Source organism: Pseudomonas sp. GW822-FHT02E03 (genome assembly GCF_058802325.1).
The window spans coordinates 134,599-152,367 of record NZ_JBXAOA010000006.1; the positions used below are offsets into that span (position 1 = coordinate 134,599).

Annotated in this window: 15 protein-coding genes; 10 read left to right on the forward strand and 5 right to left on the reverse strand. The window is 59.7% G+C overall.

What is annotated here, in order from left to right:
- The first annotated feature begins 135 nt into the window (after positions 1-135).
- From AC1RQB_RS07015 to AC1RQB_RS07025, 3 genes are all read left to right on the forward strand, one after another.
- Complete coding sequence (locus AC1RQB_RS07015) at positions 136-1,890, forward strand: carbamoyltransferase family protein (protein ID WP_063341770.1); 1,755 nt, start codon at positions 136-138, stop codon at positions 1,888-1,890.
- Entirely contained in the window at positions 1,877-2,788 is a 912-nt protein-coding gene (locus tag AC1RQB_RS07020) for a glycosyltransferase family 2 protein (RefSeq protein WP_008074637.1), read from the forward strand. The genes AC1RQB_RS07015 and AC1RQB_RS07020 overlap by 14 nt, the downstream gene beginning before the upstream one ends.
- Before the next feature lie 65 nt (positions 2,789-2,853).
- On the forward strand, positions 2,854-4,071 hold the full coding sequence (locus tag AC1RQB_RS07025; RefSeq protein WP_219734687.1) for a CDP-glycerol glycerophosphotransferase family protein: 1,218 nt from the start codon (positions 2,854-2,856) through the stop codon (positions 4,069-4,071).
- An 18-nt stretch (positions 4,072-4,089) separates the two neighbouring features.
- Here the strand turns inward: AC1RQB_RS07025 and AC1RQB_RS07030 are convergent, their stop codons facing one another.
- The gene (locus AC1RQB_RS07030) at positions 4,090-4,722 is read right to left on the reverse strand and encodes a BUD32 family EKC/KEOPS complex subunit (protein ID WP_063341769.1); all 633 of its coding nucleotides are present in this window, start codon (positions 4,720-4,722) and stop codon (positions 4,090-4,092) included.
- A gap of 282 nt (positions 4,723-5,004) precedes the next feature.
- Between AC1RQB_RS07030 and AC1RQB_RS07035 the strand changes: the two genes are divergently transcribed.
- From AC1RQB_RS07035 to hldE, 6 genes are all read left to right on the forward strand, one after another.
- The gene (locus AC1RQB_RS07035) at positions 5,005-6,117 is read left to right on the forward strand and encodes a capsular polysaccharide export protein, LipB/KpsS family (RefSeq protein ID WP_063341768.1); all 1,113 of its coding nucleotides are present in this window, start codon (positions 5,005-5,007) and stop codon (positions 6,115-6,117) included.
- Positions 6,118-6,122: 5 nt separating this feature from the next.
- The gene (locus AC1RQB_RS07040) at positions 6,123-7,334 is read left to right on the forward strand and encodes an O-antigen ligase family protein (protein WP_063341767.1); all 1,212 of its coding nucleotides are present in this window, start codon (positions 6,123-6,125) and stop codon (positions 7,332-7,334) included.
- A 100-nt stretch (positions 7,335-7,434) separates the two neighbouring features.
- The gene (gene msbA, locus AC1RQB_RS07045) at positions 7,435-9,225 is read left to right on the forward strand and encodes a lipid A export permease/ATP-binding protein MsbA (protein ID WP_063341766.1); all 1,791 of its coding nucleotides are present in this window, start codon (positions 7,435-7,437) and stop codon (positions 9,223-9,225) included.
- Complete coding sequence (locus AC1RQB_RS07050) at positions 9,225-10,121, forward strand: GNAT family N-acetyltransferase (RefSeq protein ID WP_063343903.1); 897 nt, start codon at positions 9,225-9,227, stop codon at positions 10,119-10,121. Before msbA ends, AC1RQB_RS07050 begins: the two co-directional genes overlap by 1 nt.
- 16 nt (positions 10,122-10,137) lie before the next feature.
- The gene (locus tag AC1RQB_RS07055) at positions 10,138-11,559 is read left to right on the forward strand and encodes a PIG-L deacetylase family protein (RefSeq protein ID WP_207267434.1); all 1,422 of its coding nucleotides are present in this window, start codon (positions 10,138-10,140) and stop codon (positions 11,557-11,559) included.
- A gap of 76 nt (positions 11,560-11,635) precedes the next feature.
- Positions 11,636-13,057 carry a bifunctional D-glycero-beta-D-manno-heptose-7-phosphate kinase/D-glycero-beta-D-manno-heptose 1-phosphate adenylyltransferase HldE gene (hldE, locus tag AC1RQB_RS07060; protein ID WP_052965997.1) on the forward strand — a complete coding sequence of 474 codons (1,422 nt, stop codon included), beginning with the start codon at positions 11,636-11,638 and terminating at the stop codon, positions 13,055-13,057.
- 121 nt (positions 13,058-13,178) lie between these two features.
- Here the strand turns inward: hldE and AC1RQB_RS07065 are convergent, their stop codons facing one another.
- The 4 genes from AC1RQB_RS07065 to AC1RQB_RS07080 all read right to left on the reverse strand — a co-directional run bounded on the left by AC1RQB_RS07065 (position 13,179) and on the right by AC1RQB_RS07080 (position 16,767).
- A complete protein-coding gene (locus AC1RQB_RS07065; protein ID WP_063341765.1) occupies positions 13,179-14,147 on the reverse strand; it encodes a hypothetical protein in 969 nt (322 codons plus the stop codon).
- Positions 14,148-14,248: 101 nt separating this feature from the next.
- Positions 14,249-15,064 (reverse strand): aldo/keto reductase, encoded by an 816-nt coding sequence (locus tag AC1RQB_RS07070; RefSeq protein ID WP_063341764.1) that lies wholly within the window; start codon positions 15,062-15,064, stop codon positions 14,249-14,251.
- A complete protein-coding gene (locus AC1RQB_RS07075) occupies positions 15,061-16,236 on the reverse strand; it encodes an NAD(P)/FAD-dependent oxidoreductase (RefSeq protein ID WP_008074657.1) in 1,176 nt (391 codons plus the stop codon). The genes AC1RQB_RS07070 and AC1RQB_RS07075 overlap by 4 nt, the downstream gene beginning before the upstream one ends.
- 198 nt (positions 16,237-16,434) lie before the next feature.
- Positions 16,435-16,767, reverse strand: coding sequence for a DMT family transporter (locus tag AC1RQB_RS07080; RefSeq protein ID WP_007902582.1), 333 nt, complete (start codon positions 16,765-16,767; stop codon positions 16,435-16,437).
- Between the two features lie 103 nt (positions 16,768-16,870).
- Between AC1RQB_RS07080 and AC1RQB_RS07085 the strand changes: the two genes are divergently transcribed.
- Complete coding sequence (locus tag AC1RQB_RS07085; RefSeq protein WP_063341763.1) at positions 16,871-17,761, forward strand: LysR family transcriptional regulator; 891 nt, start codon at positions 16,871-16,873, stop codon at positions 17,759-17,761.
- Positions 17,762-17,769 lie beyond the last annotated feature (8 nt).

A 17,769-nucleotide genomic window follows, 5' to 3' on the forward strand; every position in this document is an offset into this window, starting at 1 on the left:
GCTGATAAGGGCAGGGTCATTCCCGACACGTTTAAGCTATAATCCCGCCCTTTAGCTGTCTCTCGCCCCTTGCGAGGGCACATTAATTTTTGAGGCGCGTTGCGCCTGCATGCAGACTAAAGAGGCTAGACCCCTGTGGCATTGACGATTCTTGGCCTGTCCGGCGCCCTTAGCCATGATCCTTCCGCAGCCTTGTATATCGACGGCAAGCTGGTCGCGGCAGCTGAAGAAGAGCGCTTCGTGCGCGATAAACATGCAAAGAACCGCATGCCTTACGAATCGGCGAAGTTCTGCCTCGAACAAGCGGGCATCAAGCCGTCCGACGTTGACGTGGTAGCGATTCCGTTCGCGCCGATCAGCCTGTTCGGCAAGGCTCGCTGGCACTACGCCAAGCGTTACTGGTACGCACCGGACCGCGCCCTCGACGCGATCCTGATGGGCAACCGTCGCTACAAGCGCTATCGCAACAAGATTGTCTGGTGCCTCGAGCAACTGGGCTTCGATCCGAAGAAAATCAAGATCGAGCCGGTCGAGCACCACCTTGCCCACGCCTCCAGTGCCTATCACTGCTCCGGTTTCAAAGAGAAAACCGCGATCCTCGGGATCGATGGCAAGGGTGAGTACGCCACGACTTTCTTCGGTTACGGCGAAAACGGCAAGATCCACAAGATCAAGGAATTCTTCGATCCGGACTCCCTCGGTGGCCTGTACGGCGCGATCACCGAGTTCCTCGGTTTCGAGATGCTCGACGGTGAGTTCAAGGTCATGGGCATGGCGCCGTACGGCGACGCCAGCAAATACGATTTCTCGCGTCTGGCCTCGTTCGAAAACGGCGAGTTGGTGATCAACACCGACTACGCCAACGTCATCGGCCTGCGCCGTTATAAAGAGAAGGGCAAAGGTTTCTACTTCTCGCCGAAGCTGATCGAGTGGCTGGGGCCCAAGCGCGAAGGCGACATCGCCGACGAGCCGTACATCCACTACGCCGCGAGCATGCAAGCGCTGTTCGAGAAACTGGCGCTGCAGATGATCGACCACTACTTGGGCGATGTACTCAAGGAAACCGGCAAGCTGGCCTTCGCCGGCGGTTGTGCGTTGAACGTCAAGCTGAACCAGAAAATCATTGCCCGCGACGACATCAAAGAGCTGTTCGTTCAGCCTGCCTCCGGTGATGCCGGTACCGCGGTGGGTGCTGCGGCTTACGTGTCCCACGCCCGTGGTGTACCGGTCGAGAAGATGGAACATGTCTACCTCGGCCCGTCCTACAGCAACGAAGACGTGCTCGCGGCCTGTGCCCGTCACCCGAACAAGCCTGCGTGGCGCAAGCTCGACAACATGCCGGAGCAGATCGCCAAGATCATGGTCGACGGCAACCCGGTGGCCTGGTTCCAGGGCCGCATGGAGTTCGGCCCGCGTGCCTTGGGCGGTCGTTCGATCATCGGTTGCCCGAGCGCGACCGGCGTGGCTGATCGCATCAACCACCAGATCAAGTTCCGTGAGCGCTGGAGGCCTTTCTGCCCGTCGATGCTCGACACCGTTGCGCCGCAAATGATCAAGATCGATCACCCCGCGCCGTTCATGACCTTCACCTTCGAAGTGGCTGAAGAGTGGAAAACCCGCGTGCCGGAAGTCGTCCATGAAGACGGTACTTCTCGCGCCCAGGTGCTCAAGCGCGAATACAACCCGCGCTACTACGACATGATGAAGGCGCTGGAAGTGCTGACCGGTAACGGCGTGTCGCTGAACACCTCGCTCAACCGTCGTGGCGAGCCGATGATCTGTTCGCCGACCGATGCCTTGAACATGTTCTTCGGTTCCGACCTGCAGTACCTGATCATGGAAGACATTCTGGTGGTCAAAGAAGGCGCGGACGGGTATGCCGTTGACTGACGTGCTGATCAGTGTCGTTATTCCCGCTTATAACTACGCCAAAACCCTGCCGCGTGCGGTGAAATCGGTGCTGGCGCAGTTAGGGGATGCCCAGGCTGAGTTGCTGGTGATCGATGACGGCTCCACCGACGCGACGCCGCAAGTTCTGGAGCAGCTCCTGGCTGAACATGCGGGACGCTTTAGAGCTCTGCGCAAACCCAATGGCGGTTTGTCTTCGGTGCGTAATCGCGGGATCGAGGAGGCTCGGGGGCAATACCTGATCTTCCTCGATGCCGATGATGAGATGGCGCCTGGTGCGCTGGCTGCGTTGACCCGGCATATCTCCAGCAACCCTGACAGCCGTTTGATTATTGGCGGTCACTGGTCGGTGTTCGACGACGGTCGTCGTGTCCAGCACGCAGTCAAACCCTTGCCAGCTACCCCGCGCCAGCGTGTGCGTGGCTACTTGCTGGACAAGACGGTATCGCTGTCCAACGGCGCCTGCGCGATGCATCGCGAAGTGTTCGCGCCGGGCAACTATCCTGAGCACTTGCGCAACGTTGAGGATATTCCGGTGTTTGCTCAGGTACTGGCGCGTTTCCCGTGCAGTGTGCTCGATCAGCCCCTGGCGTTGATCTACAAGCATGGCGACAGCATGCGGCATGACCTCAAGCAAAGCCTGGCGGCAGGCGTGGGGATGGTTGACGAGGTATTTTCCTCGGTACGCATGCCTCAAGAACTGCAGGACCTGCGCCAGGCTTTCCTGGCTCAGCGCTGCCTGTCGTTGTTCCGCGATTGCTACAGTGCCGGCGATTATGTCAACGCCAAGGCTTTTTACGCCCGCGCCGTGCGCGCCGATCTGCGCTCGCTCACGCGCTGGTCCTATACCCGCAAGGCCATCCGGTTGTTGTTCAAGTGAACGTGCCGCCGTCTGAGGCAAGTGTGTTCCAGGCTGCGGGATGCTGGGCACAAAAAGCGCGTGAATTGGACCGTTACCGCTGGAAGCTGCTGCGCGAGCGTCATGGTCGCTGTGGCAGCTTGTTGCGTCTGGTTCGTGATGTGCTGGTGGATGTGGCGGTCGGGATTCGCGCCAAAGCGTGCTTGAGTGGTTCGGTTGTCTCTGCACCCTGTGAGGTGCTGTTGTTGCATTCGGCACCAAAGTCCATGGCGCTGCAACGCAAGAATATTCTGATCGAGGGCTTGCGCAAGCGCGGGCACCACCTGACAGAGGCCGCGTTACGTTCTCCATCGGACGCCTGCGCCCAGCGCATGCTCCTGGCGCCGCCGCAGTCTGTGCCGCTGCGTTATCTGGTGTACGCCGCCCATGCCCAGTGGCTGGTGACGATGTATTCGCCGAAGGTACTGATCAACGAACGCAACGGTAGTCTTCATGCGCCGTTCCTGCGCCTGGCATTGGCTGCGCGTGGTGCCCGATTGCTGCAACTGGCCCATGCCACGACGCTGGAATCTTCTCGGCGACTGGGGATGAACGATTACGACTATTACGGCGTCTTTGGTCATAGTTCGCTGGTTGCCTTGCAGGAAAGAACATTGCGATTCGGTGAGTCGACGGTGGTGTTGATCGGTTCTTACCTCGCCGATGAAACCTATGATCTGCCAGTTGCCGATCCTGCTCTCCATACGTTGTTGATTCTGGGGGTTGGCCCTGATCGGGAAAAAGAACCGGGCTATCAGCGCACCTATCAGTTACTGCGGGCCTGGGCCGAGCAGCATCCGCATTATCGCGTGCTGTTCAAGCGTCATCCGCGCAGCAAGGCGCAATTCTGGAACGATGCCGCTGCGCAGTTAGCCAACATCGACTTGCTGGACAGCAAGTGTTCACTGGCGGACGCTCTGGCGCAGGCCAGCGTTGTCGTCAATATCATGTCCAATGCTGGTATCGAGGCAGGGCTGGCGGGCCGGCCGGTAATCCATGTGAATGCGGGCAGCGATGTGGATATTTTCTCTCACTCGCTGTTTTTTGGGCCTCAAGTGCGCGATGAACATGAGTTTTCCCGCCAGCTACAAGCGCTTGAGCAGGATTATCCGGGGCATGTGGCCCAGGCCCGGCGTTTTGCCGATTACCACCTGGTATACGGTTCTCAGGGTTTGGCAAAGACCATTCAACTGGTTGATAACTTGCTGCGAGGCGCAGACCCTGCACGTGACTTCGAGACCTTCAGGCTGTCTGCCGCCGGCTGACACTGACGGCACCAGGGCTTAAGGGGTGAGCGCCAGGCTCAATTCCCGTCCACTGCACACACGTTGGTGGTTCAGGTAATGCTCAAGGAACTGGTTGTCCTTGAGTAGCCACTCGCGATCCTGGCGATAGCGCAACATATGCTTGAAATTGCGCAGGCGCAGGCCTTTGCGCAGCGGCTTGCGATAGGCGCGCAGGTCGGCGATGTCGATCAGCCCCAGCGTGTTTTCAGGCGTCAATACCACATTGCCCAAGTGCGCGGAGCGAAAGTAAATACCGTCCTCATGCAGGCGTGCAATGAACTCACCCAGCTGTGCCCGAAGAGATTCGTTATTGTCGGTGCCCAGCAACTGACGCAGGGTGCGACCTGGCAAAGGGTCGTAATGCACGGCATCGCGCTCGATGCTGGGGATGCGATAAATCTGGCGAACCGTTGGGCATTCGATATTGCGTTCGTGCAGTGCTCGGCAGTTGTTGGCGAAGCGCCGGGCGTAAGGCGCCCAAAGCGCAGAAGTCAGCAGGCGTTTACGGCGGAACAGCTTGAGCATCGAGCCATCGGCCAGGCACAAGACTTTATCCCCTTTACCATCGGCCTCGAGAACGTCGGCGCCCTCGCGCATGTTGAGATAAGCGGTATGGTCGAGCGTTTGCATCAAGGCTCCAAGGCTTGGCCTGATGGGATGGTCAGCCGGCTATGTTACCGCAGTGCGCATGCTGCAAAAAACCGCTGTGGTACAATCGCCGCACTTTTTAAGAGGCAGTTGCCCGTTCACGGGGTTGCCTGGCGCAATACCACAGAGTGCTTGCTTCTGATTCTTGGTTTTATACTTCTATACGCGGACGGGCGAATAACAGGGTGTTGATGTCTGCGGACGTGTCGCACGTGGTTATATTGCGCTTTGGCGGGTGGATGCGGCCTATTTTCTGGACACCCTATGACGACAATGCTGTTCATTTCCTTGGCCAAGCATCAAGGCCTCTATTTCAATCGGTTACTCAACGAGACCGAGCTACAAGGTAAAGTCGTTACCCCGCCACAGATGCCTTGGCCAAAGCTGTCGCATGCATCCAGAGTGCTTTCGCGAATCGACTGGCCGAGCCTGATCGAAGAAAAATGCGAGGAGCGGCGCGTCAAGAATAAAAACGACGGTCGCTTGTATCGGCTGCTGTTACGTCTTGAGCTGATCTGGATGGCGCTACGCGCTCAGGCGTTGCTTGATCGCGAGCGCCCCGATGCGCTGGTGTTCTGGAATGGTTCCCACCGCTACTGCCGATTGCTGACGGCCTTGGCGCCGGCGGGTTGCAAGACGTTCTTTTTCGAGAACGGCTTGTTGCCCAACACCACAACCGTTGATCCGCAGGGCGTGAACTACCTGAATGCCGTTCCGCGCGAAGCCGGTTTTTATCTCAACTATCCTTATCCAGTTCCTGAAAATCAGGCAGCACCCGTGCTGATTCCACGCCAGCCTCGCACCAGCGGCCCGGCCCCGATTGTGCTTCCGGAGCAATTCGTCTTTATTCCGTTCCAGGATGATCGCGATAGCCAGGTTCGGCTGTTTTCTCCCTGGATCAAGAACATGCGCGAGATGTTCGCCTTGGGCGAGCGCTTGGCCAAAGAGACTGGATTGACAGTGGTGTTCAAGGAGCATCCATCCAGTCGCGAAACGTATCCTGAGTTGCATGAACGTACTCACGACCGCCTTTTGTTCGCCAACGGTAATGCCACTCAGCAGTTGATCGAGTCCAGCCAGTTTGTGATCACGCTGAACTCGACGGTCGGCCTGGAAAGCCTGCTTTTGGGTAAGCCCGTGCTGACCTTGGGTCAGGCGTTTTTCAATATTGAGGGGTTGGTAATGCATGCCGACAACGCCGAGCAGGTGATGGAACTGGCGCGTGCATTCCCGCAATGGCCACTCGATGAGCGGTTGAGGCGTAACTTCCTCCACTACCTCTCCGAGCACTACTGCATCAAGGGTGGCTGGAAGAACGCCGACAAGGCCCAGTTGCAGCGGGTCGCCAATCGAATGCTGGGTAAAGCCGAGTGCTGACAGGAATGAAGAAGTTTTTCGGTAAGGAAGTCCTGGAAGTGTGGGCGTCTATCGGTTTTCTTGTGCTGCTGTGTGGGGCATGGGTACTGCCGGACAACAAGCTATATCACCAGATGATGATTTTCCTGCTGTGGCTGCCCGCCCTGTTGGCGCTGTTCCATCGGGATTTTCGCGTAATGCTCAAGCAACCGGAGTGCGTCCTTTTTGTTTTCTTCGTGGCCTGGACGTTACTGGTGCTGATGGTTGAGGGTGGCAATAATATCCTGGGCAAAAGCAAGGTGACGCTCTATGTAGCCCTTACCCTGTTGGGCGTGCTACTGGCTGCCCAGAACCGCAAGTGGCGGTTGGAGTCGATGTTGTTGTACGCATCGATCATGGGCGGTTTCTTTGCTGCGGCTTCCTGGGTCTACTTTTATGAAGTGTCTGCTCAACCTTTCAGCGGCAGGCTGATTGCCATTGGCTTGTGGGACACTGCAATCATGGCCGCGCATGCGGTGGGTGCCTTGCTGATTCTTGGCGTATTTACGTTGCAAACCAAGCGCTTCAATCCCTGGCTAATGGTGTTGGTGCTGATTCCGGCGCTGGGATATGCGTTATTCCTGGGTTTCAGCCAAACCCGTGGTGTGTGGATTGGCTTGCTGGCCTGTCTCTTCGTGATGGGAGTGGCGCGACCGTCGCGCCTGGCAGGCGGGCTGATCATTCTGGTGGTGCTGGGGTTGGCGTCCGTTGCTGTGTTCAAGCCGGAAATTCTCTTGCAGCGCGGTGTTTCTTTCCGTCCCGAGCTATGGAGCGGCGGCGTTCAATTGATGCTGGATCATTGGGCGATGGGGTTGGGATTCCATGAGTACCTGATTCCTGTCCCCGAAATCGGACAGGCATTCAAGCATCCGCACAACCTGTTTCTGGATATCGGTGTGCGTCTCGGAGTCCCTGGCCTGCTGCTATTCGGCTGGCTGTGGCTGGCAACTGGCTGGCGTGGCTGGATTTCGCGCGCGCAGCCACTGGGGCAGGCATTGTTGGCTCTCTGGGTATTTTCCGGGGCGTCACTGATGACTGATGGCATTGGCCTCTGGCTCAAGCCCAATGCCGACTGGTTGATCACCTGGTTGCCGATTGCCTTGAGTATCGTGCTGGCCGCTCGTGGGAGCAATGCAACCAAGGATTTCGTCTGGAGTGTTGCAACTCCTGATGCGCGTGGTCCGGTAGCGAAATGCTAAAGCGTTTCGGCCCCTCGTCCGGGCTGAGCCGATGTTGTAATTCGTTCGCTGTTACAATCCACAGGTTGTCTGTCTTTTTCAAACGTACGAGGCGTGCCGAATGGCCAATTCCGACCAGCAATCAAGCATGAAGATTTACCTGCGGTTGCTGAAATACGTGCTCCCGTACTGGGGCGCTTTCGCCCTCAGTATTGTCGGCTTCGTGCTATTCGCATCCAGCCAGCCGATGCTGGCGGATATGCTCAAACATTTTCTCGACGCCTTGCAAAAACCCAATGACACCAAGTTTCTGGGTGTCTCGCTGGTACTCGGCGTACCGTTATTGATTGTGCTGATTGCCGTCTACCAGGGTATCGGCTCATTTCTGGGTAACTATTACCTGGCCAAGGTTGCCCGTGGCGTGGTCCACGACCTACGTTGCGCCTTGTTCGACAACCTGTTGACCCTGCCTAACCGCTACTTCGACAACAACAACTCCGGTCACCTGATTTCCCGTATTACCTATAACGTGACAATGGTTACCGGTGCCGCCACCGATGCGATCAAAGTGGTGATCCGTGAAGGGCTGACGGTGGTGTTCCTGTTCGGTTACCTGCTGTACAGCAACTGGAAAATGACCCTGGTATTGCTGGCGATCCTGCCGGTCATCGCGATTCTGGTGAGTAGCGCCAGCAAAAAATTTCGCAAGCAAAGCAAGAAAATCCAGGTAGCGATGGGCGATGTGACCCATGTGGCTTCGGAGACGATCCAGGGCTACCGCGTGGTTCGCAGCTTTGGCGGTGAGACTTACGAAATCGAGCGTTTCCACAAGGCCAGCGCCGACAACATGAACCGCAGCCTGGGCATGACCCGCACCCAATCGATCTACACCCCAATGCTGCAACTGGTGATTTACATCGGCATGGCCGTGTTGATGTATCTGGTGCTTTACCTTCGCGGCGATGCCTCTGCTGGCGAACTGGTTGCTTACATTACCGCTGCCGGTTTGTTGCCCAAGCCGATTCGTCAGTTGTCGGAAGTCAGCGCCACGATCCAGAAAGGGCTGGCCGGTGCGGAGAGCATTTTCGAGCAGCTCGACGAAGAACCGGAAGTCGATACGGGCACCAAGGAGATGGCGCGCGTCAGTGGTCGCCTGGAAGTGCGTAACCTGAGCTTCCAGTACCCTGGCACCGAGAAAATCGTGCTCAACGATATTTCCTTTACCGCTGAAGAGGGCCAGATGGTCGCTCTTGTGGGGCGTTCGGGTAGCGGCAAATCGACCTTGGCCAACCTGATTCCGCGTTTCTATCACCACGACAAGGGCCAGATCCTGCTCGACGGTATGGATGTCGAGGAATACAAGCTGACCAACCTGCGTCGTCACATTGCCCTGGTGACCCAGCAGGTTACCCTGTTCAACGACAGCGTCACCAACAACATTGCCTACGGCGACCTCGCCGGCGCACCGTTCGAAGATGTGCGCAAGGCAGCCGAAGATGCCTACGCCGCCGAGTTCATCGAGCAAATGCCTCAAGGCTACGACACCCTTGTGGGCGAAAACGGTGTGCTGCTTTCCGGCGGTCAGCGCCAGCGTCTGGCGATTGCCCGGGCACTGCTCAAGAATGCGCCATTGCTGATTCTCGATGAGGCTACCTCGGCCCTCGACACCGAATCCGAGCGCCACATTCAGGCGGCTCTGGAACAAGTAATGAAGGGCCGTACCACGCTGGTGATCGCTCACCGCTTGTCGACCATCGAGAAGGCCGACCTGATCCTGTTGATGGATCAGGGCCGCATCGTCGAACGCGGCACCCACGCCGAGTTGTTGGCGTTGAACGGTCACTACGCACGCCTGCACGAGAAGGACTTCGTCGAAAGCACCGACGAGGCGATGACGGAGTCCCACGTTTGATTTTGAGTTACTGGCGAGCCTGGAGAGAAAGCGGCTGGGCGCCCATCGATGCAACGGCTTATAGCCAGGCCTGGCAACAGTTCGGCGGCAGCGTGGCGACTCATCCCGAAGTGGTTGAGCGTCTGGCAGGGCTGGTAGGCATCCCGGTGCGTTATCTGGGCTGGTTCGTCGACGGTGAGTTGTGCGCCGCGATGCCGACCTGGGGCCGTCATGTGGCCTTGTCCAAGGAAGTGCTCAAGCGTGAAGGCAAACGTGGCCTGCTCGATCTTGGCAATGCCGAGATCATCCTGCCGGTTGCCGAAGACGTCCAGGTTCGTGTGCGGCATCGCGCGCGTTATGTGTCCGAACTCAATGCCCCGAACATCACCGGTCTCGCTGAGCAACCTGAAGGCCTGGCGCTGGCTCGTGAGCCCGAGGACTACAGCAAGAAGTTTCGCTACAACCAGCGTCGTGACCAGCGTTTGCTTGAAGAGGCGGGTGGCATCATCCGACCGATGCTGGAGCTGAGCGCCAGCGAACAGGCCACCATCTATGCTGACCTGTTCCAGCGCCGCTGGAACTTTGAAGCACCGGGCAAGGCGCGTCTTTCTGAAGTGTTCAGCCTGTTGCGTGAGTTCATGACCGGGTCGTTGATCTACCTGAACGACGAACCGGTGGCGATCCAGATTCTGTACCGGGTCGAGGCGCCCAAGTGGGTCAGCCTGGAATACATTAACGGCGGTGTCGACCCGCAAAACCGCGAGTTCAGCCCTGGCAGTGTACTCAGTTTCGTCAACACTCAAGCCGCATGGGAGCAGGCCCGCGCCGTGGGCAAGCCGCTGCGTTACTCGTTCGGCCGCGCCGATCGCGAATACAAGGATCGCTGGTGTCACCGGGTTCCGGTCTATCAGGTTTGAGCGAGGACAGGCAGTCATGAGCGCACGCAAGCAACAATTGCTTAAACGCCATCGCCAACGCAAACGTGTGGTGCTGATCGGTGCGTTGTTGGCTGCATTACTATTTGGCATTTTTGTCGCATGGTGGCCGTTGCCGCTGTTCCTGCTGCTGGGCTGGATCGCCCATGAAGCCTGGTTCGCCGATCATCTTTTCTATGCCCCGGGCGACGATTATCGCTATGACTTCCCCGCGGGTACGCCGCAATTCCCCGCCACCCTGGCCAAGGGTGTCTTGCAGGTGGCGGGGGACTTTGGCGTGGCGCAAACCCTGGTTTTGCAGGTGCGGGTCAAGAGCCATTGGCTGGGTCGCTTTCTTGATCCCCAGGTATGGATCGGTGACGACCGTCAGGATCTGGAGCGCGGTGTCGCGGGAGAGCGTTTTCTCAATCTGTCCGGGCAAGGTTCGGCGCTGGCTGCCGGGACCCTGACCTTACGTGGACGCTTTTGCAGCCTGGCGCCACAGGCAACTTTGCACGCCCTGAATAATCCGGATTTTGCTCAGCAGCGCCTGCTCATCATCGCCCCCCATGCCGATGATGCTGAACTGGCAGCTTTCGGTCTCTATAGCCGGGCGTCCGAGGTGGCTATCGTCACACTGACCCAAGGCGAGATTGAGGCCGAAAACTATCGCGATATGGGTCTCGACGCCGCTCAGGCCGCCCGTCTGAAGGGGCGCCTGCGCAGTTGGGATAGCCTGGCGGTGCCGCTGTGGGGCGGGGTGGCGCAACAGCAATGTGTGCAATTGGGCTATTACTGCTTACAACTGAATGCGATGGCGCAGCAGCCGGAGCAAAGCTTCGGTTCCCTGGAGTCGGGGGAGAGCGATATACGCGACGTGCGTCGGCACAATGCCTTGAGCCTGCCGGGTGACGTCGACGGTCAGCCCCATTGGCGCAACCTGGTGGCTGATCTGGCGCGTCTGCTTGAGCATCACCGTCCCGACGCGGTGCTGACGCCCCATCCCGAACTGGATCCTCACAGCGATCATGTCGCCAGCACGCGCGCCTTGATGGACGCGATTGAACTCAGTGCCTGGCGCCCGCGTACCCTGCTGCTCTATGCCAATCACCTGCACGACAACGATCGCTGGCCAATGGGCCCGGCGGGTTATGGCATTGCCCTGCCGCCGACCATCGAGCCGTTACCGGCTGATGGGCTATGGAGCCCGTTACTGGACGCGCCAACCCGCATGGACAAAGCCATGGCCTTGGGCATGCAGCACGACTTGCAGGGCCGTCCACCGCTCAAAAAACGTCTGCGCCGAGTGATTCAGCGGTTGTTGGCCGGGCGTCGCTGGCCCCGCACAGGTGAAGACGAGTTCTTCCGCAAAGCGGTGCGCCGACACGAACTTTTCTGGGTGCGTCCGTTGGATGCCCCTCCACAGGATGACCGCCGCTGAGCCTGTTTGCTCGCGTGCGGCCGCATTCTTTCGCTATGTTATTATCCGCGACGCTTTTATTGCCCCTGGAGTTTCCATGAAGTTATCCATGCCACGATTCGATCAGGCCCCTGTCCTGGTGGTCGGTGATGTCATGCTCGACCGTTACTGGCATGGTGGTACCTCACGGATTTCCCCTGAGGCACCGGTACCGGTAGTCAAAGTCGAGCAAATCGAGGACCGCCCGGGCGGTGCCGCCAACGTTGCCCTGAACATTGCCGCGCTCGGTGCGCCGGCCTCGCTGGTCGGCGTGACCGGCGACGACGAGGCTGCCGACAGTCTGGTCAATAGCCTCAAGGGCGCCGGTGTGCGGGCGTTGTTCCAGCGCATCGCCCACCAGCCGACCATCGTCAAGCTGCGGGTGATGAGCCGTCACCAGCAATTGCTGCGTATCGACTTCGAAGAGCCTTTCTCTACCGACGCCTTGGCGCTGGGCGAGCAAGTCGACGAATTGCTCGAAGGCATCAAGGTGCTGGTGCTGTCCGACTACGGCAAAGGCGCGCTGAAAAACCATCAGGTGCTGATCCAGGCTGCCCGTGCCCGTGGGATTCCGGTGTTGGCCGATCCCAAGGGCAAGGATTTCTCGATCTACCGCGGCGCGAGCCTGATCACCCCGAACCTCAGCGAATTCGAAACCATCGTCGGTGGTTGCGCCGATGAACACGAGCTGGTGAGCAAGGGCGCGCAGCTGATGCACGACCTCGACCTCGGCGCCTTGCTGGTGACCCGTGGCGAGCACGGCATGACCTTGCTACGCCCGGATCATCCGGCACTGCACCTGCCGGCCCGTGCCCGTGAAGTGTTCGACGTGACCGGTGCCGGCGACACGGTGATTTCTACCCTGGCGGCAGCGATCGCCGCTGGCGAAGAACTGCCCCACGCGGTGGCCTTGGCCAATCTGGCGGCAGGCATCGTGGTCGGCAAGCTCGGTACCGCGGCCATCAGTGCCCCGGAATTGCGTCGTGCGATCCAGCGTGAAGAAGGTTCCGAGCGTGGTGTGTTGGGGCTGGAGCAGCTGTTGCTGGCAGTCGACGACGCACGTGCACACAAAGAGAAGATTGTGTTCACCAATGGCTGCTTCGACATCCTGCATGCCGGCCACGTGACCTACCTCGAACAGGCGCGTGCCCAAGGCGATCGTCTGATCGTGGCGGTCAACGACGATGCGTCGGTGAGCCGCTTGAAAGGGCCGGGTCGGCCGATCAACAGCGTCGACCGTCGCATGGCTGTACTGGCCGGTCTGGGCGCAGTGGACTGGGTAATCAGCTTCGCTGAAGGCACCCCGGAAAACCTGCTGCGCGAGGTCAAACCGGATGTGTTGGTCAAGGGCGGCGATTACGGGATCGACCAGGTGGTTGGCGCAGACATCGTCACTGCTTACGGCGGGACTGTGAAAGTGCTGGGGCTGGTAGAAAACAGCTCGACCACGGCGATTGTCGAGAAGATCCGCAATCACTGATAGCAGTGAGAGTGCTTGATCGTTCCCACGCTCTGCGTGGGGATGCCTCTATCGACGCTCTGCGTCCGCTTTGAGACGCGGAGCGTCTCGGGCTGCATTCCCACGCAGAGCGTGGGAATGCTCAGGGGCGTGCTGCCTTGCGCGGCACGATTCTTTTCAGCAGCTGCTTTGCTTTTCCATGCAGGCGGGCTAAACCCGAATCCTTCCCCGGCGGGCTCAAACCCTGTTGGCGCACCCAGTCTTTCCAGCGAATCCGCTCATCCTTCACCAGCCATCCTTCCTGTCGGGCAAAACTCTCCGCCAGATATAGCCCGCGGGTACTCGCCGGGTACAGCTGATCTTTTTTCAGGGTATACAGCTCGGCCATTGGCTGGCCGTCCTGCAGTGGCATCAGATACAAATCGGGACGTTTGCGATCGAGCCGGGCCACCAGTTGATCGCCTTCCAGTCGTTCGTCGACATGAAACAGGCTTAGGGACTTGGCTTCCTTGGGCACATCCAGGCGCAAGTCGTAGATCAATTGCAGCGACGCGGTCGGCAAATGCACGTAGGCCCGAGGACGCTCGATCAGCGGCATGTTGGCGCAGCGCACCGGCCGCGCCGAGCCGGACAGCGGTGTCAGGCGAAACGGCAGGGCTTCGCGGTAATGCAGGGCGGACGAGTAGGGCGCGGGCAGCCAGGTGTCGTTGAAACGCCCGCTGAGCCAGCCTTCCGGGGTTTCCAGCAGGCACTCTTCGGCAATTTCCTGGGTTGCCGTGTGCAGCGGCAGGTTCAGTTCATGGGCCGGCACATAACCCGAGATCAGCTTGAGCACCACATCGCCTCGGTCCTGCCGACGCTGACGCACCAATACCCAGTAATCGCGATTCTGCCAATGCAGGGTCAGGCGCACCGAAACCCCAAGATTCGCCAGCTCCAGGGCAAACCGCTCGTTGTCGGGTACGGTCACCGGGCGGCGACGTTGCAGGGTCTGGGAGAAATTCAGCGGCATCCCGACGCTCTGGTAACTCAGGCCTTCGGGTGTCGCTTCGACAAATAACGGCAGGGTCTTGAAGTTGCTCGGGTTCTTTCTTATCAGCGTACGCGGCATGTCGGCTCCTGCTTAAGGCCGCGTGGGCGGCATCAATGGCTAGGGTCTGTTGACGTTTGGCGCGCAACCCGAAGGGCCGGCGTCGCGGTCGTCACCAAACGTCAACAGACCCTATGAAGGACCTGGGCAACGGTCGCGACGTTGTGGGCGAGGTGCAGCGGATTGATGGTCCCGACAATAGCACTGGCCACACCCGGGTGTTCAAACAACAACTCGAAGCTGGCGCGCACCGGGTCCACGCCCGGGCTCAAGCAAACGTGGCCGCTGGCCAGGGCTTTTTTGACCAGGATCGCTTTGCCGTGAGCAGCAGCATAGTCAATGACGGGCTTCTCGCTCTGTTCGTTCAGATTGTAGGTGACCATCGCGCAATCACCTTGTTCCAGAGCCTTCAAGCCGCCTTCGACGGTTTTACCGGAAAAACCGAAACCGCGAATCTTGCCTTCGCGCTTGAGCTCGGCGAGGGTCGCATAGACCTCGCTGCCATTGAGGATTGCCAGGTCGTTGCCGTCGGAGTGCACCAGTACCAGATCGATAACATCCGTTTCCAGGCGTTGCAGGCTGCGTTCCACCGAGAGGCGCGTATGGGCGGCGCTGAAGTCGTGGTGCGACTGGCCGTCGGCAAATTCTTCGCCAACCTTGCTGACGATCACCCAGTCCTGACGTTGACCCCGCAGCAACGGGCCAAGACGCTCTTCGCTGCGGCCATAGGCCGGCGCGGTGTCGATCAGGTTGATGCCCAGGTCGCGCGCGAGTTTTAGCAGCATGCGCGCTTCGTCATCGCCGGGGATCTGGAAACCGTTGGGATACTTCACTCCTTGATCGCGGCCAAGTTTCACCGTGCCCAGGCCCAGGGGCGAAACCAGCAGGCCGGTGCTGCCCAAAGGGCGATGCAGATCGTGCAGGGTCGGTTGGCTCATGGCAGCAGTTGCTCCCAGGCAGGGACGCCCATCGGCGGTTTCGGCAGTTCCGGCAGCGGCGCCGGATGGCTCGGCTGGATGCCGTCGCGTTGCAGTGCGGCGAGGACGCGGTCAGCGAAGTCCGGCGCCAGGGCCAGTTTGGTCGGCCAACCCACCAGCAGACGATCCTGCTCGGCGAGGAAGGCATTGTCCGGGCGGGTCAGGCCTGATTGCAGCGGCTCGGCGCGCTCGACCCGCAAGGTCGCCCACTGCGCGGTGCTCAAGTCGATCCACGGCAGCAGGTTGCCGAGTTCTTTTTTCGCCGTGGCGATTTGCGCCGCAGGATCGCGGGCCACGCCTTCGGCTTCGGCGATGTCGCCTCCCAGATACCAGACCCATTGACCATCGACGGCCGGGTGGGTAGTCACGGTAATGCGCGGCTTCGGCCCGCCGCCCAGGCAATGGGCGTACAGCGGTTTGAGGCCCGGGCCTTTGACGATGATCATGTGCAGGGGACGGCGCTGCATGGCCGGTTGGCTCAGGCCCAGCGCCGTGAGCAGGTCGGCGGTGCCGGCACCGGCGCTGAGAACGATGCGCTGGGCGCGAATCTCGCGTTCGTCGACTTTCAAGCCGACCAGTTCGCCGTTTTCCAGCAGCGGTTCGATGTGCTGGCCGGCCAGTAGACCGTCACCGGCCAAATCGGCCAGGCGCTGGATCAGGCTTGGCACGTCAACCACCAATTCCGCCAGGCGATAGACCTTGCCCTTGAAACGCTTGTCTTGCAGGGCTGGCGGCAATTGTTCGCCCTTGACCTGATCGACCCGCCCGCGCACGGCTTTGCTGGCAAAGAAACTGGTGAGGTTGCCGGCGAGGGTGCCGGGGGACCAGAGGTAATGGGCGTCGGACAGCAGACGCACGCCGGACAGGTCCAGTTCACCGTCGCCGGCCAACGCTTCACGCCAGCGACGCGGCATGTCGGCAATGGCTTCCGAGGCGCCGGTCAGGGCGCCGTGCAACGCGTACTTGGCGCCGCCGTGGATGATGCCCTGGGACTTCACGCTCTGCCCGCCACCGAGGCTGGCGCTTTCCACCAGCACGGTCGAAAAACCCTGACGGCGCAGACGCGCATTCAGCCAGAGGCCGGCGACACCAGCGCCGACAATCAGAACGTCGGTGGAAATAACGGATGGCATGCAGCGACCTCAGTGTTCAAGACGAGGGCGCAGTATACAGACTCGAAGAAAAGGGGATTGTTGGTGATCAATCGGATGGATGCAAAACCTGTGGGAGCGGGCTTGCTCGCGAAAGCGGTGTGTCAGGCAACAAAGATGTCGACTGACAGCCCCTCTTCGCGAGCAAGCCCGCTCCCACAATGGATCGCACTTCGGGTTTTAATGCCCGGCGGTTTTGGAGAAAAGCTGGATGACTACGACACCCAATACGATGAGCGCCATCCCCAGCATCGCCGGCACATCTAGCTTCTGCCCGTAGATAAACAGCGCCGCAACGCTGACCATCACGATGCCCATGCCGGCCCACACCGCGTAGGCCACGCCCACCGGAACACTGCGCACCACCAGGGTCAGCATCCAGAAAGCAATACCGTAACCGACGATGACCAGCAGCAGCGGCAGTGGCGTGCTGATACCTTTGACCGCTTTCATCGAAACGGTGGCGATCACTTCGGCGCAGATGGCGATGGCCAGGTAGTAGTAAGCGGTCATGGGTCAATCCTCGTATGAAGTGTTGCTCTCTGAGGTCGGCATTCTAGAGATTCGCCAGATGCGGTAAAGTCATTACCTATCTGATCTGGAGATGGGTTGATCCATGAACATGCAATGGAATCTGGAACAGCTGCGCTTGTTTGTCAGTGTTGCGGAACAGCGTTCGTTTTCCGCGGTGGCGCGGGATCAGCGCAAGGCGCAGTCGGCGGTCAGCAGTTCGATTGCGCTGCTGGAAGAGGACTTGGGCGTCAGCCTGTTCGATCGTAGCAGTGGTCGTCAGCCGAAACTCACCGAAGCCGGCACCGCCCTGCTTGAGGAGGCGCGGGAAGTGCTGCGCCAATGTGAACGCCTCAATGGTCGGGCACTGGCGATGATGCGTGGCCAGGAAGCGAGTCTGCGGGTGGCTCAGGATGAGGCGATGCCCTATCAAGCAGTGGTTGAAAGCTTCGAGGCCCTGGCAGAAAAATTTCCCAGCCTTGAAGTGCAGCTGACCAGCGCCGCCCAGGGCGATGTCGCGCGCAAATTGGTGGAGCGCCGGGCCGATCTGGGCTTGCTGTTTTATCACGAGCAAATTCCCGAAGCCCTCGAGCGGCGGGTGCTGGGTAGCGTCGAAATGGTTACGGTGTGCGGTGTGGGGCATCCCATGGCGAAGCAGGCGCAGGTCGATTGCCAGCAAATGGCGCAGCATCGACAGTTGCTGATGTCCACGCAATCCAGCGTCTATCCCGGTAGTGAGCCGGCCAGCCCGCAGGTCTGGCGCGCCGACAGTTTCTATGTGATGGCTGAATGGGTCATGCGCGGTCTTGGTTGGGCCTGGTTGCCGCGACATGTGGTGCAGTACCCGGCGTATCAGAATCAGATGGTCGAACTGGCCAGCGAATGGACGCCGCCGGCCTTGATTGTCGAGCTGGTCTGGCGTCGCGATGAGCCCCTCGGCCCGGCGGCCCGTTGGCTGGCGGAACGTTTTGCCGTGCACTTGCAGGCGATCGGCTAAAAAACCGA

Excerpts from the sequence above, each read along its gene's own strand:
- AC1RQB_RS07030 (WP_063341769.1), bottom strand. The coding sequence starts at position 4,722 with ATGCAAACGCTCGACCATACCGCTTATCTCAACATGCGCGAGGGCGCC.
- AC1RQB_RS07070 (WP_063341764.1), bottom strand. The coding sequence starts at position 15,064 with ATGAGCCAACCGACCCTGCACGATCTGCATCGCCCTTTGGGCAGCACC.
- AC1RQB_RS07065 (WP_063341765.1), bottom strand. The coding sequence starts at position 14,147 with ATGCCGCGTACGCTGATAAGAAAGAACCCGAGCAACTTCAAGACCCTG.
- hldE (WP_052965997.1), top strand. The coding sequence starts at position 11,636 with ATGAAGTTATCCATGCCACGATTCGATCAGGCCCCTGTCCTGGTGGTC.
- AC1RQB_RS07055 (WP_207267434.1), top strand. The coding sequence starts at position 10,138 with ATGAGCGCACGCAAGCAACAATTGCTTAAACGCCATCGCCAACGCAAA.
- AC1RQB_RS07020 (WP_008074637.1), top strand. The coding sequence starts at position 1,877 with ATGCCGTTGACTGACGTGCTGATCAGTGTCGTTATTCCCGCTTATAAC.
- AC1RQB_RS07075 (WP_008074657.1), bottom strand. The coding sequence starts at position 16,236 with ATGCCATCCGTTATTTCCACCGACGTTCTGATTGTCGGCGCTGGTGTC.
- AC1RQB_RS07085 (WP_063341763.1), top strand. The coding sequence starts at position 16,871 with ATGAACATGCAATGGAATCTGGAACAGCTGCGCTTGTTTGTCAGTGTT.
- AC1RQB_RS07040 (WP_063341767.1), top strand. The coding sequence starts at position 6,123 with ATGAAGAAGTTTTTCGGTAAGGAAGTCCTGGAAGTGTGGGCGTCTATC.
- AC1RQB_RS07035 (WP_063341768.1), top strand. The coding sequence starts at position 5,005 with ATGACGACAATGCTGTTCATTTCCTTGGCCAAGCATCAAGGCCTCTAT.
- msbA (WP_063341766.1), top strand. The coding sequence starts at position 7,435 with ATGGCCAATTCCGACCAGCAATCAAGCATGAAGATTTACCTGCGGTTG.
- AC1RQB_RS07080 (WP_007902582.1), bottom strand. The coding sequence starts at position 16,767 with ATGACCGCTTACTACTACCTGGCCATCGCCATCTGCGCCGAAGTGATC.